Here is a 13,068-nt window from a genome sequence, read left to right as displayed (position 1 = left end):
CCTGGCCGCCGAGGGGGCCTGCGTCGGGGTGCTCGACCTGCGCGCCGACGCCGCGCGGGCCTGCGCCGCCGCCATCCGCGCCCACGGCGGCACCGCGATGGCGCTGACCTGCGACGTCTCCGACGAGAAGCAGGTGGAGGAGGCCGTCGCCAGGCTGGTGGCCTCGTTCGGGCGGCTGGACGTGCTGCACGCCAACGCCGCCGCGCTCGACCCCGACGTGTACGGCCGTGACGGCGCCCTGGAGGACCTCGACACCGGCGTCTGGGACCGCACCATGGAGGTCAACCTGCGCGGGGCCATGCTCATGGTCAAGCACACGGTGCCCGCCATGGGCGAAGGCAGCGCCATCGTGCTGACCTCGTCGGTGTCGGCGCTGGTGGGGGACGTCGCGCACGCCGCGTACGGCGCCTCGAAGGCGGCCCTGATCGGCTTCACCCGCTACGTGGCGACGATGTACGGCCCGCGCGGCGTCCGCTGCAACGCGGTGGCCCCCGCCCTGGTCCTCACCGACACCGCACGGCGCGCGATGACGCCCGCCCAGCTCGCCGACAAGGCGGCCGAGCGCCTGCTGCCGTGGGCCTGCACGGTCGAGGACGTCGCCGACCTGGTGTCCTTCCTGGCCGGCGCCGAGTCCCGCTGCCTCACCGGCCAGACCCTCGTCCTCGACTCGGGCACCCTCGCGCACCGCCCGCAGCACGCCGTCCAGCAGTGGCGCGACCGCCAGTGACCCGGCGCGGCGCCTCCCGTCCGGAACGTCCCCTATGGTGGCTTTGAGCTGATCTAGGAGGACGTATGGAGCCGGTGGCGGTCGGGCTGGTCGGAGCGGGGCCGTGGGCGCGGATGGCACACGGCCCGATGCTGGCCAAGGGGCCGCACACGCGGCTGGCCGGGGTGTGGGCCAGACGCCCCGAGAGCGCCGCCGAGCTCGGCGCGCCCGTGTTCACCAGGATCGAGGAGCTGTTCGACCACTGCGAGGCCGTGGCCTTCTGCGTCCCGCCCGCGGTCCAGGCCGAGTACGCCGCCCTCGCCGCCCGCGCGGGCAAGGCCCTGCTGCTGGAGAAGCCGCTGGCCGACTCCCTCGACAACGCCCGCCGCCTGGCCGACGTCATCGCCGAGACGGGCGTGCCCTCCCAGATGGTGCTCACCCTGCGCTACGCCGCCCAGACCCGCGACTTCCTGGCCCGCTGCGCCGAGATCGAGCCGTTCGGCGGCCACGCCGTGAACATCTCCGGCGTCCTCCTCGGCGACCACCCCTTCGCCACCCCCTGGCGGCTGGAGCGCGGCGCGCTGCTCGACGTCGGCCCGCACGTGATCGACGTGCTGGACGCCGCGCTCGGCCGGGTCACCGGCGTGCGCGCGCACGGCCGCTCGCTCGGCTGGACCGGCCTGCTGCTCGAACACGAGGGCGGGGCCGTCAGCGAGGTGTCGCTGTGCATGGCCACCGCCGGCCAGGCGCCCCCGCAGACCATCGCCGTCTACGGCCGCACCGGCAGCGCCGTCCTGCCGCACTTCGACGACGATCCCCTGGAGACGATCGCCGAGGAGTTCGCCAGGACCGTACGCCAGGGCGGACACCCCCTCGACGCCGCCCACGGGCTGCGCATCCAGCGGATCATCGCCGAGGCGGAGGCCCAACTCACCCCTTGACGCGGGCGGCTCCAGGGGGATTGATAGCGTACGTCCGACGCGCAGAGCGCAGCGAAGTCCGGTGCGAGTCCGGCGCTGTCCCGCAACTGTCATAGCCAGGTCGCCTGCCTCCGCGCTGACGTCATCAACCCTCGTGGAAAAGGGTGATCCGTCGCTCATCGCGGGTCTCTCGGTTCCGAACAGTGTGAAAGGACCACTCGTGAGGCCCGTACGCACGGCCTTCGCGGGCGCGCTGCTGGGAACGCTCGTCCTGGCCGGTTGCGGCCAGAGCGGCGGCACCTCAGCCTCCTCGTCAGCGCCCCCCGCCGCCCCCTCCAGCGCCGCCCCCACCTCCGCCGACGCCGGTTTCCCCGTCACCGTCGAGGCGGCCAACGGCAAGGTCACCATCGCCGAGAAGCCGAAGCGGATCGTCTCGCTGTCGGCCACCCACACCGAGACGCTCTTCGCCATCGGCGCCGGACCCCAGGTCGTCGCGGTGGACGACCGGTCGAACTACCCGCCGGAGGCCCCCAAGACCGCGCTGTCCGGCTTCAAGCCGAACGTCGAGGCCATCGTCGCCCAGAAGCCGGACCTGGTCATCGTCTCCGACGACCTCGACAAGGTCGTCGCCGAGCTGGGCAAGCTCAACGTGCCCGTGCTGCACCAGCCGGCCGCGACGAACCTGGACGAGGCGTACGAGGAGATCACCGAGATCGGCGCCGCCACCGGCAACGGGGCCAAGGCCGGCGAGGTCGTCTCCGGCATGAGGGCGGCCCTGGACAAGCTGGCCGCCGAGGCGCCCAAGGACGGCAAGCTCAGCTACTACCACGAGCTGGACCAGACCCCGTACGCCGCCACGTCCAAGACCTTCATCGGCCAGGTCTACGCCATGTTCGGCCTGACCAACATCGCCGACGAGGCGCCCGACGCGGCCGGCGGCTACCCCAAGCTGTCGGCCGAGTTCGTGGCCCAGGCCGACCCCGACCTGATCTTCCTGGCCGACGTCAAGTGCTGCCAGCAGAGCAAGGAGACGCTGGCCGCCCGGCCGGGCTGGAAGAACCTGTCCGCGATCAAGAACGACCGGGTCGTCCAGCTCGACGACGACCTCGCCTCCCGGTGGGGCCCGCGCGTGGTCCAGCTCGCCGAGTCCATCGGCGCGTCCGTGGCCGCCGCCTCCAAGGCGGGCTCGAACTGACGTGGTGAGGCAGGCGGGCCCGGCCAGGGCCAGACCCCTGTGGGTGGTGTGCGCCCTGGGCCTGCTGGCCGGCTCCATGATCGCCGGCCTGCTCGACGGGGCGGCCGACATCTCGCCCTGGCAGGTCGTGCTGCAGATGGCGGACTGGCTGCCGTTCGTCCACGTGGACTCGGGGCTGGCGCCGGTCGAGCAGGGGCTGCTGTTCGAGCTGCGCCTGCCAAGGGTGCTGGTCGCCGCCGTGGTCGGCGGGCTGCTGGCCATGGCGGGCGCCGGCTACCAGGGCGTCTTCCGCAACCCGCTGGCCGACCCCTACCTGCTCGGCGCCGCCGCAGGCGCCGGGCTGGCGACGACCGCGGCCATCGTGCTGCTGCCGTCCGTGTCGGGCAGCATCCCCGTGGCCGCCTTCATCGGGGCCGTGGGGGGCGTGTTCCTGGCGTACACGCTGGGCAGCACCGCAGGGCGGGCCGGCGGCACGGCCACCCTCGTGCTCGCGGGAGTCGCGGTCACGTCCTTCCTGACCGCGATCCAGACGTTCATCCAGCAGTTCAAGGTCGAGGAGCTGCAGCGGGTCTACTCCTGGATCCTCGGCGACGTCGGCGGCGGGTGGGACCAGTTCTGGCTGGTCCTGCCGTACGCCGCCGTCTCCTCCGTGCTGCTCCTGCTGCACGGGCGCATGCTCGACGTGCTGTCCGTGGGCGACGAGGAGGCCGGCAGCCTCGGCGTGCGGGCCGCCCGCGTACGCCTCACCGTGCTGCTGGCCGCCTCCCTGGCCACCGCCGCCGCCGTGGCGGTGAGCGGATTGATCGGGTTCGTCGGCATCGTCATCCCGCACGTCGTGCGGCGGCTGGCCGGCGGCTCGTACCGGGTGGTGCTGCCGCTGTCGATGATCGGCGGGGCGGCGTTCCTGGTGCTGGGCGACCTCGTCGCCCGCACCGTGATCGCGCCGGCCGAGCTGCCGATCGGCGTGGTGACGATGTTCGTCGGCGCGCCGTTCTTCGTCGCCGTCCTGCGCGTGACCAGGCGGGCGGCCACATGATCAGCACTCACGGACTGTCCGTACGGCTCGGCGGGCGCGAGGTGCTGTCGGGCGTGGACCTCGACGTGCGCCGCGGCGAGTGGTGCGCCGTCATCGGGCCCAACGGGGCCGGCAAGTCCACCCTGCTCAAGGCCGTCATGGGGCTCGTCGCGCGGCGGGGCGAGGTCGTGCTCGGCTCGCGGCCGGCCGCCGCGCTCAAGCCGCGCGAACGGGCCAGGCTGGTGGCGTACGCGCCGCAGACGCCCGCCCTGCCGCCCGACATGACGGTGTTCGACTACGCGCTGCTGGGACGCACCCCGTACATCCCCTACCTGGGACGGGAGAGCCGGCACGACCGGGCCGTGACGGAGTCGGTGCTGGAGCGGCTTGACCTGACCGAGCTGGCCATGCGCCGCGCGGGAGAGCTGTCCGGCGGCGAACGGCAGCGCGTCGTGCTCGCCAGGGCGCTCGCCCAGGAGGCCCCCGTGCTGCTGCTCGACGAGCCCACCACCGCGCTGGACCTCGGGCACCAGCAGCAGGCGCTGGAGCTGATCGACCGCCTGCGGCGGGCCGACGGCCTCACCGTCGTCACCACCCTGCACGACCTCACCGTGGCCGGCCTGTACGCCGACCGCCTCCTGCTGCTCGCCGAGGGCCGCGCCGCCGCCGCGGGCGAGCCCGCCCGGGTGCTCACCGAGGACCTCGTGGGACGGCACTTCGGCGCGCGTGTCAAGATCGAGCCCGGGCCCGACGGGCGGCCCGTCGTGCACCTGGTGAGAGGAACGCCGTGAAGGTCACCTACCGGACGGAGGAAGGGGCCCGGCTCGGGTCGCTGCTCTGGGAGTTCGGGCCCGGCTGGCGGATGATCTCCTCGGCGATGCTGGGCGGCGGCATCGGCGCGCGGGAGTGGGTGCTGAACGCGCAGGTGGTGGCCGGCTACGCGCGGATGGACCCGGCCGACCACCTCGCCTCCCTCGGGCCGGTTCACGGCGAAGGGGTCGGGATGATGACCGCCGCCTCCGTGGACCGGTACGTACGGGCCGCGGACGGCGGCGTCGAGGCGTACGCCACCGTCGGCCTGCGCGTCCCCACCTGGGCCGCCGCCCCCGAGGGGCACACCGATCCCGAGCTGGCCCCGATCAGGGTCGGCACGATCAACGTCGTCGTGGTCCTGCCCGTGGCCATGACGGACGCGGCGCTGGTGAACACGGTGATGACCGTCACCGAGGCGAAGTCCCAGGCCATGATCGAGACCGGCTTCCCCGGCACGGGCACGGCGTCCGACGCGGTCTGCGTGGCCGTCCCGGCGACCGGCCCGCAGGAGGTCTTCGGCGGACCCCGCTCGGAGTGGGGCGCCAGGGTGGCGCGGGCCGTGCACACCGCCGTGCGCCGCGGAGCCGAGGCGTGGCGGCCCGGTCACTCAAAGTGAGTCTTCTTGGGGAAGTAGCATGTGGGCGAGGGCGAGACTCCCGATAATGAGTGGGTGACCGCAATGGCGACGATCGAACCGAAGACCGGCACGGCCGCTGAAGAGCCGACGACGAGGCACACGGTTCTCTACGGTGCGCCGCCGTTCACTGTCGACGACCTGCTCAAGTTCCCCGATGACGGGAACCGTTACGAGCTCTTCAACGGGAGCCTACTGGTGAGCCCTGCTCCAACCCCCCAGCACCAGCGCGTGATCACCAGGCTGGTACACATCCTCCAGGGTGTGGCACCCCCCACACTGGAATGCCTGACCACAGTCAACGTGAGGTTCAGCAACGAGAACTTCTACATCCCCGACCTCATCGTCGTGCCCGAGGAGGTGTCCGACGGCGTGGACCTCATGTACTCGCCCAGTGATCTGCTCCTCGCCGTCGAGGTGGTCAGCCCCAGCAGCAAGGCTGTTGATCGGGCCGTCAAGGTAGAGGCATACGCCGAGGCGAGGATTCCCCTCTATTGGCGGGTCGAGCCGATGGAAGGGCCGACGATCTACGTCTATGAGCTCGACGGAAACTCCTACGCGGGACCCGTCGCCTACAAGGCAGGTACCACTCTCAGCATGACGATGCCCTTCCAGGTGTCCTTCGATCCAGGTGAGCTGATGCGTCCGCGAGCCTAACCCCGTAGTCGCGGACCGCGCCCTCCGCTGAGACGCGGCCGGCGTCGAGGTCGGCCAGGAGCGCCTCCGGCTCCCGTTCCCCCGGCGGTCCCAGCCCGCCCCCGCCCGTCGTCTCCACGATGAACGCCTCCCCGGCCCCGAACCGCACGTTGTTCACCTTCGACGCCAGCCGCTCCACCGTCCCGTCGAGCCGCCGCCGGTAGAAGCCGCCCAGCCGCCCCGGCAGCCCGCCCTCCCGTCCAGGAGGCGCGAGGCGGAGCCGGTCGCCGCGGGTCGTGACGTGGCAGTCCGCCAGGAAGCGGTAGACCGTCCGCGAGCCCAGCCCGCCCCGCCGCCGCCCGGGCCCGCCGGAGTCCTGGATGGTCTCGATCGACTCCACGATCAGCGGGCAGCGGCTCTCCACCGGCTCCACCTGCGGCACCGAGTTGCGGCCGATGCCGAAGTGCACGCCCGTCGCGTCCGGCCCGTCCAGGTCCCCGCGGGCGCCGACGCCGCCGAAGTCGTACGACAGGTGGATCCAGTACGGCGCCCCCACCGCCGCGATCGAGAACGGCTGCAGGATCCCGCTGGCCGCGATGGCCCGCTCGGGCACGGCGTCCGACAGGGCCTGGAAGACGGCCTCCATGGCGGCGTAGATGGGCACGTACCGGCCGCCGCACGGGTGGGGGGAGCGGGCGTTGAGCAGCGAGCCCTCGGGCAGGCGCACGTCGATGGCGCGCAGGCAGCCCTCGTTCATGGGGATCGCCGGATCGAGGAAGCAGCGGATCGCGAAGACGGCGGCGGCCAGCGACTGCGACGCCGAGGCGTTGATCGCCGCAGGGACCTGCGGGTCCGTGCCGGCGAAGTCGAGCACCGCCGACCGGCCGCCGAGCGTGACGGCCACCCGGACGTGGTGCGCCCGGTCCTGGTCGATCCCGTCGTCGTCGATCGGGTACGCCGCCGCGAACCTGCCCTCGGGCAGCTCGGCCAGCGCGGCGCGGGTTCTGGCCTCGGTGTGATCGAGGTAGTCGTCGACGCCTTCGGCCAGGCCGCGCACGCCGTACTCGGCGATCAGCGCCTCCATCCGGGCGGCGGCCACGGCCGCGCCCGCCACGAGGGCCCTGACGTCGCCCATCACCTTGTCGGGAGTGCGGCTGTTGGCCTTGAGTATCGCCTCGACGGCCGGTTCGAGCCCTCGTTCCGTGGCCAGGCGCACCGGCGGCAGCTGCAGGCCCTCCAGGAAGATGTCGGTGGCCAGGGGGGCCATGCCGCCCGCCGACAGGCCGCCGAGGTCGGAGACGTGGATCATGGTGGCGGTGAAGTACGCGGGCTCGTCGCCGGTATCGGCGAAGACGGGGCGGAAGACGAGCAGGTCGTTGGTGTGGACGCCGCCGCGGTAGGCGTCGTTGAGCGCGTACGCCTCGCCCGGGCGCATCGTGCCGAGCGGGAAGTCCGCGAGCAGCTCGGGCAGGGCGGCCCTGAGCGCCATGCTGTTCATCAGCGTCGTGGCCATGGACTGCGCGATCAGACGGCCGCGCGCGTCCAGCACGGCGGCCGAGGCGTCGGAGCCCTCCACGATGAACGTCGAGTACGCCGAGCGCACCACCACGATGCTGGCCTCCTCCGCCGCCACGACCAGCGCGTTGCGCAGCACCTCCGCGGTCAGGGGATCGGTCATCGGCCGCCTCCGCTCCTGGTGAGGTAGACGGCCAGGCCGGGCGCCAGTGCCGCGCTCCAGCCGGGCGGGACGACGATCGTGGACTCGGCGTCCTCGACGACGGCCGGCCCACGCAGCTCGCCGGCGAGGGTGTCCCTGGTGTGCACGGGAACGTCGGCGTAGCCGCCGCACTCGGGAAAGTACGCCCGGCGTGCGGCTGGGGCGTGCGGCTCCGGGCCAGAGCGCGGCACTCCGGATGGGCCCGGCTCTGCGGTGGGTGTCCGCGCGTCAGACGGGCCAGGCGGTGGCGGGCTGTGAGCCGGCTGTGGCGGGGCGGGAGCGGGCTGTGGCGGGCCGGATGCGGGATTCGCCGGGCCGGCCGGGGTGGTCACGCGGACCCGATAGCTCACCAGCTCGATCTCCCCCCGCTGCTCGATCCCGTACACCCGCGCGTACCGCTGGAAGAACCGCGACTCCAGATCCCGCCGATCAGGCGTCCACTCCACGGTCAGATCGTGCGACTGCCCCTTGAACCGCACGTCCACCGACCGCAGCACCCGGACCTCCGGCGCGGAGAGCGAGACCCCGAGGTCGGCGGCGGCGTCCGCGGCCAGACCGGAGAGCAGGGCGGCCGGGTCGGGGGCGTCCAGCCGGGACAGGACGCGGTCCGCGCACAGCTCGCCCGCCAGCAGCCCGGCCGCCGAGGCCACCCCGCAGTACGGCGGCACGACCACGGTCGAGATCCCGAACCGCTCCGCCACCCGCGCCGCGTGCATCGGCCCGGCCCCGCCGAAGGCCACCAGGGCGAAGCCACGGGGGTCGATGCCCCGCTGCACGGTCACCACGTGCACGGCCGAGGCCATGGAGGCGCTGACGATCGAGTGCACCGCGTACGCGGCCTCCTCGCGCGTCACCCCGAGCGGCCCCGCCAGCCGGTCCAGCGCCTTGTCCGCCAGCGCGGGCGACAGCGGGATCGAGGCCGAGGAGAGGTAGCCCAGCACCAGGTTCGCGTCCGTCACGGTCGGCTCGGAGCCGCCCAGGCCGTAACAGGCGGGCCCGGGGGAGGAGCCGGCCGAGCGCGGGCCGACCCGCAGCGCGCCGGCCGGGTCGAGCCAGGCCACGCTGCCGCCGCCGGCGCCCACCTCCGCCAGGTCGATCGCGGGCGTCTTGACCGGCACGCCGGTGCCCGCCCTGCGCCCGCCGAAGCTGCCCTTGCCGCCGACGTGGAACTCGTGGGTGATCTCCGGCCGCCCGCCGCGCACGACGCACGCCTTGGCGGTGGTGCCGCCCATGTCGAACGAGATCGCGTCCGCGAACCCGGCCGACGCCGCGAGCGAGGCCGCCGCCAGCACCCCGGCGGCCGGGCCCGACTCGATCGTGGCGACGGCCCGCCTGGCGGCCCGTTCTGCGGAGACGACGCCGCCGCCGGACTCCATGACGTGCACGGGCGCGCGGATCCCGAGCTCGGCGAGCCGTTCGCGCAGCCGGGTGAGGTACGACGCCATCAGGGGGCCGATGTAGGCGGACATGATCGTGGTGGTGGCGCGCTCGTACTCGCGGATCTCGGGCCAGATCTCCGAGGAGGTCACCACGTCGGGGATCCGCTCACGCAGGATCGCGGCCACCTGCCGTTCGTGGGCCGGGTTGGCGTACGAGTGCAGCAGGCACACCGCGGCCGAGCCGATGCCCCGGGCGGCGATCTCGGCGGCGGCCCGGCGCGCGGAGGCGGGGTCGAGCGGGGTCAGCACCTCACCGCGGGCCGAGACGCGCTCCACCACCTCGAAGCAGTCGCCGGGCGCCACGGGGGGAGGGGGCGGGGTGAAGCGCAGGTCGTAGCGGTCCTCCTCGACCCGGGCGTAGCGGCCGAGCGGTATGGCCGCCCGAAAGCCCTGAGTCGTGACATAGGCGACACGTACTCCCGTACGTTCGAGCACCGCGTTGGTGGCCAGCGTCGTCGCGTGCACCACCCGCGTGACCTGCGCCGGGTCCCGGCCGCCGAGTGCCCGCGTAACGCCGGTGACGATCCCCGCGATGGGGTCGTAGTGGGTGCTCAGACATTTGGCCACGAAGATCGCGCCGGACGTGTCCCGAACGACGACGTCGGTGAAGGTACCGCCGACGTCCACGCCGATCGTGTAACCCATTCACGTACGTTATGTCCCCGAGCAAGCGCTTGTCTATGTAGTGGTCTATTGACTTACGGCAGGTGATTGGGACGCTGGTCCTAGGTCCTGCGTTTGGAGCGGAGAGATGGCGCGCCTCACAGCTCTTGTCACCGGCGTCGCGGCGGCACTGGCGCTCACCGCGCTGCCGGTCGCGGCGCACGAACACCCGAGCGGGATCACCGACCTGGTGAGCCCCGCCGTCGTACGACTCGAAGCCGTGTCCCACGTGGAGATCACGCTGCTCGATCACATCAGCGAGCTCAAGCACGTGGAGCGGTCCTATGACTTCCCGTTCGCCCAGGGCACCGGAACGGTCGTCAGCCCCGACGGCACGATCGTCGCCCTGAGACGGCTGGCGGTGAACCCGGACGACGTGGCCGTCCGCGCGGCCAACAAGATCTTCGCCGAGCACCACAAAGTGAAGATCCCCGACGACGGCAAGAAGCACAAGCTCTCCGACGACCAGCTCAACCGCCACCTCCAGGACTGTTACCCGCCCAAGAGCAGCACCGCCACCTGCATCATCGACGTCACCACCGAGATCACGGCCTTCCCCAACGTCTCGCCGCCCAGCGCGGAGGGGTTCAAGGTCAAGTGCATCAAGGCCGGCCCCGACCCCGACAGCCCGGCCGTGCTGGTGCCGCTGACCCCCGTCGCGGGCAGCGTCGGCATGCCGACCGCGCCGCTCGCCACCAAGGTGCCCGAGCAGGCGGGCTCGCCCACGAACGTGGCCGGCTTCCTGGGCCGCCCCGGCCCGAACGTCGCGCACACCGTAGAGATCGCCCACCTGGCCGCGGGCGGCGCGGCCGGATCGGGCGGCCGGCCGTTCGCCGACCCGGAGAAGAAGGTGGACGAGCCGGTCAAGCTCGGCGGCCTCGCGGACAAGGGCCTGGTCGGCGCGCCCATCATCGGCGACAAGGACGGCCACGTCATCGGCATGCTCGTCGGCGGCGGCAAGGAAGGCAGGATGATCGGGGTCAGGGAGATCACCGGCATCCTGGCCGCCGCCAAGGTGGTGCCGCGCAGAGGCGCGATCGACACGGCGTTCGAGGCGGCGCTGACCCGCTACCACACCAAGTACTACACCGAGGCCGCGCCGGGCTTCCAGCGCGTGCTGGAGCTCTACCCCGGCAACGTGGTCGCGGCCGGGTTGCTCAAGACCTCGCTGGCCAAGCGCGGCGGCCCGGAGGACCAGGGGACCAAGCCGGCGGCGAGCGAGCCCGTGCGCTCCACGCCGCTGTGGCCCTTCATCCTGGCGGCCGCGATACTTTTCATAGCCGCGGCCGGTGGAGCGTATCTGCTGTGGCGTCGCCGCTCTCCTGAAACACCGACAGAACTGCCAGAGCCGCTGGCGGCCGGTCCTCCGCTCGACGACGGCGCCAACCAGACCGTGGTCGTCCGGCGGTCCCAGTCGTTCCAAGTGGTCCCGCAGCAGCAGCAGGTGATGACCGCGCCGGACCCGGCGATCAAGTACTGCACCTCGTGCGGCATGAGGCTCGGACCGGCGCACCGCTTCTGCGGCTACTGCGGCCACCCCATCGAGACGTGATGCCATTGAACGAAAGATCGCTCATCGGCCAGGAGGTGGCCGGGTACTACATCGAGGACATCGTCGGCAAGGGCGGCATGGCCGTCGTCTACCTGGCACTCGACCCGAGGTTGAGCCGCCGGGTGGCGCTGAAGATCCTCAACCCGGTGCTGAGCGTCGACGACCGGTTCAGGCAGCGCTTCATCCTGGAGTCCAGGACGGTCGCCAGCATCGAGCACCCCAACATCATCCCGATCTACGAGGCCAACGCCGACGCCGACGGCGTGCTCTACATCGCCATGCGCTACGTCGACGGCCTCGACATGCGCCGGCTCATCTACGACCGGGGGCCGCTGCCGATCGGCCAGGCGAACCAGATCTTCGCCCAGGTGGCCGCCGCGCTCGACGCCGCCCACGCCCACGACCTGATCCACCGCGACGTCAAACCGGCCAACATCCTGCTGGCCGGCGACCACGTCTACCTGACCGACTTCGGCATCACCAAGCACCGCTCGTCGATCTCCGGTCTGACGCAGACCGACCAGTTCATCGGCACGCCCCGCTACATGTCGCCCGAGCAGATCAACAAGGAGCACATCGACGGCCGCTGCGACCAGTACGCCCTGGCCTGCGTGGTCTACGAGGGGCTGTCGGCGCGGCTGCCGTTCCAGCGGGAGAACGACATCGCGCTGCTCTGGGCCCACCTGGCCGAGCAGCCCACACCGCTGTCGCAGATCAGGCCCGAGCTGCCGCCGCAGGTCGACGCCGTGATGATGCGGGCGCTGGCCAAGTCGCCCGAGCAGCGCTACGCGAGCTGCACCGAGTTCGTGACCGCGCTGCGCGACGCGATCAGCGGGCCGAGGTACGACCCGTTCGGCGGGCCTGGCTCGGGGCCGCACCTGGTGCCCCCGCCTGGCGCGAGCCCGCACTCGGGGCCGTACCCCGTGCAGCAGCCGCCCCCTGGCCCGTCCTCTGGGCCGCACTCGCTGCCGCACGCGGCGCCCGTCCCACGGCTCGCCGCGGGACCTGCCGCCGGACCTGTTACGGGCCCTGCTGCGGGCTTTTCTGGGGGCCCAGCTGGGGGCCCAGCTGGGGGCGCTGCCGCAGGCCCCTCTGCGGGCGCAGGCACGGGGCCCCGGCATGCCGCGCCGTTCGGTGCGGCAGGAAGGCGAGCGGGGGCGGCCAAGCGGCCGGGACGGCTGCCGATCGTGGCCGCCACGCTGGTGGCCGCCGTCGCGGCGCTCGCGCTGGTCGCGTTCGTCATCCTCAGCAACCAGGGCGAGACCTGGACCCGCTACAAGACCAGCGCCGCCGCGCCGCTCACGTTCGAGTATCCGGGCGACTGGACCGTCCGCACCCATCAGGACCTCTTCGCCGTGGTCTCCCCGCACGCCACCGACTTCGAGCAGTTGTTCGTGGCCGGCCCGGGCGCCGACTGGTCGAAGATCACCCAGATCGTCGCCGACGACCCCGAGGCCGCCTCCGGCGTCTACGTCCAGGTCTCCGACACCCTCGACGCCAACGGCACCTCGGAACTGATGAAGGCCAAGATGGAGGTGCTCCTGCCCGGACAGGTCAACGTCGGCAAACCCGTCCAGGACCAGGCGGGCGACAGCCCGGCCACCCGCTTCGACGGCAACCTGCACGACCCCGACAGCGGCACCACGCTGGCGTTCGTCAGCTACGTGATCGACCGCGAGCCCAAGACCATGCTCGTCATGTACTTCTGCGCCAAGTCCACCTGCGATGACGCCACCCAGACCAGGATCAGGCAGAGCGTGCGCGTGTCCTGACTTGGA

At 72.4% G+C, this 13,068-nt stretch carries 11 protein-coding genes; 9 read left to right on the top strand and 2 right to left on the bottom strand.

Annotation, left to right across the window (positions count from 1 at the left end; translation table 11 throughout):
- The 7 genes from ABFX54_RS48190 to ABFX54_RS48160 form a co-directional block, all read left to right on the top strand.
- Positions 1 to 727: SDR family NAD(P)-dependent oxidoreductase (locus ABFX54_RS48190; RefSeq protein WP_346113853.1), on the top strand; the 727-nt coding region annotated here is incomplete at its 5' end.
- 65 nt (positions 728 to 792) lie between these two features.
- Complete coding sequence (locus ABFX54_RS48185; protein WP_346113852.1) at positions 793 to 1,647, top strand: Gfo/Idh/MocA family protein; 855 nt, start codon at positions 793 to 795, stop codon at positions 1,645 to 1,647.
- Positions 1,648 to 1,846: 199 nt separating this feature from the next.
- The gene (locus tag ABFX54_RS48180; protein WP_346113851.1) at positions 1,847 to 2,821 is read left to right on the top strand and encodes an ABC transporter substrate-binding protein; all 975 of its coding nucleotides are present in this window, start codon (positions 1,847 to 1,849) and stop codon (positions 2,819 to 2,821) included.
- A 1-nt stretch (position 2,822) separates the two neighbouring features.
- Positions 2,823 to 3,857: a FecCD family ABC transporter permease gene (locus ABFX54_RS48175; RefSeq protein ID WP_346113850.1), complete on the top strand. Its 1,035-nt coding sequence runs from the start codon at positions 2,823 to 2,825 to the stop codon at positions 3,855 to 3,857.
- On the top strand, positions 3,854 to 4,627 hold the full coding sequence (locus ABFX54_RS48170; RefSeq protein ID WP_346113848.1) for an ABC transporter ATP-binding protein: 774 nt from the start codon (positions 3,854 to 3,856) through the stop codon (positions 4,625 to 4,627). Before ABFX54_RS48175 ends, ABFX54_RS48170 begins: the two co-directional genes overlap by 4 nt.
- The gene (locus tag ABFX54_RS48165) at positions 4,624 to 5,265 is read left to right on the top strand and encodes an adenosylcobinamide amidohydrolase (RefSeq protein WP_346113846.1); all 642 of its coding nucleotides are present in this window, start codon (positions 4,624 to 4,626) and stop codon (positions 5,263 to 5,265) included. Before ABFX54_RS48170 ends, ABFX54_RS48165 begins: the two co-directional genes overlap by 4 nt.
- Positions 5,266 to 5,328: 63 nt before the next feature.
- Complete coding sequence (locus ABFX54_RS48160; protein WP_346113845.1) at positions 5,329 to 5,940, top strand: Uma2 family endonuclease; 612 nt, start codon at positions 5,329 to 5,331, stop codon at positions 5,938 to 5,940.
- On the opposite strand, the gene ABFX54_RS48155 is transcribed toward ABFX54_RS48160, so the two are convergent.
- Positions 5,876 to 7,597, bottom strand: a complete 1,722-nt coding sequence (locus tag ABFX54_RS48155) for a hydantoinase B/oxoprolinase family protein (protein ID WP_346113844.1) — start codon at positions 7,595 to 7,597, stop codon at positions 5,876 to 5,878. The genes ABFX54_RS48160 and ABFX54_RS48155 overlap by 65 nt on opposite strands.
- The gene (locus ABFX54_RS48150) at positions 7,594 to 9,720 is read right to left on the bottom strand and encodes a hydantoinase/oxoprolinase family protein (protein ID WP_346113843.1); all 2,127 of its coding nucleotides are present in this window, start codon (positions 9,718 to 9,720) and stop codon (positions 7,594 to 7,596) included. The genes ABFX54_RS48155 and ABFX54_RS48150 overlap by 4 nt, the downstream gene beginning before the upstream one ends.
- A gap of 106 nt (positions 9,721 to 9,826) precedes the next feature.
- Here ABFX54_RS48150 and ABFX54_RS48145 point away from each other — a divergent pair, with 106 nt between their 5' ends.
- Together ABFX54_RS48145 and ABFX54_RS48140 are read left to right on the top strand one after the other, a co-directional pair.
- Positions 9,827 to 11,290 carry a zinc ribbon domain-containing protein gene (locus ABFX54_RS48145; RefSeq protein WP_346113842.1) on the top strand — a complete coding sequence of 488 codons (1,464 nt, stop codon included), beginning with the start codon at positions 9,827 to 9,829 and terminating at the stop codon, positions 11,288 to 11,290.
- Complete coding sequence (locus ABFX54_RS48140; RefSeq protein ID WP_346113840.1) at positions 11,290 to 13,062, top strand: serine/threonine protein kinase; 1,773 nt, start codon at positions 11,290 to 11,292, stop codon at positions 13,060 to 13,062. Before ABFX54_RS48145 ends, ABFX54_RS48140 begins: the two co-directional genes overlap by 1 nt.
- Positions 13,063 to 13,068 lie beyond the last annotated feature (6 nt).

The sequence above is a fragment of the Nonomuraea maheshkhaliensis genome (genome assembly GCF_039529435.1).
GTDB classification, from domain to species: domain Bacteria; phylum Actinomycetota; class Actinomycetes; order Streptosporangiales; family Streptosporangiaceae; genus Nonomuraea; species Nonomuraea maheshkhaliensis.
Note: the sequence above shows the minus strand (reverse complement) of the source record. Positions and strands in the feature narration are given on the sequence as shown.

Coding starts and splice junctions, on each gene's coding strand:
- ABFX54_RS48185 (WP_346113852.1), top strand. CDS start 793: ATGGAGCCGGTGGCGGTCGGGCTGGTCGGAGCGGGGCCGTGGGCGCGG.
- ABFX54_RS48170 (WP_346113848.1), top strand. CDS start 3,854: ATGATCAGCACTCACGGACTGTCCGTACGGCTCGGCGGGCGCGAGGTG.
- ABFX54_RS48160 (WP_346113845.1), top strand. CDS start 5,329: ATGGCGACGATCGAACCGAAGACCGGCACGGCCGCTGAAGAGCCGACG.
- ABFX54_RS48155 (WP_346113844.1), bottom strand. CDS start 7,597: ATGACCGATCCCCTGACCGCGGAGGTGCTGCGCAACGCGCTGGTCGTG.
- ABFX54_RS48150 (WP_346113843.1), bottom strand. CDS start 9,720: ATGGGTTACACGATCGGCGTGGACGTCGGCGGTACCTTCACCGACGTC.
- ABFX54_RS48145 (WP_346113842.1), top strand. CDS start 9,827: ATGGCGCGCCTCACAGCTCTTGTCACCGGCGTCGCGGCGGCACTGGCG.
- ABFX54_RS48140 (WP_346113840.1), top strand. CDS start 11,290: ATGCCATTGAACGAAAGATCGCTCATCGGCCAGGAGGTGGCCGGGTAC.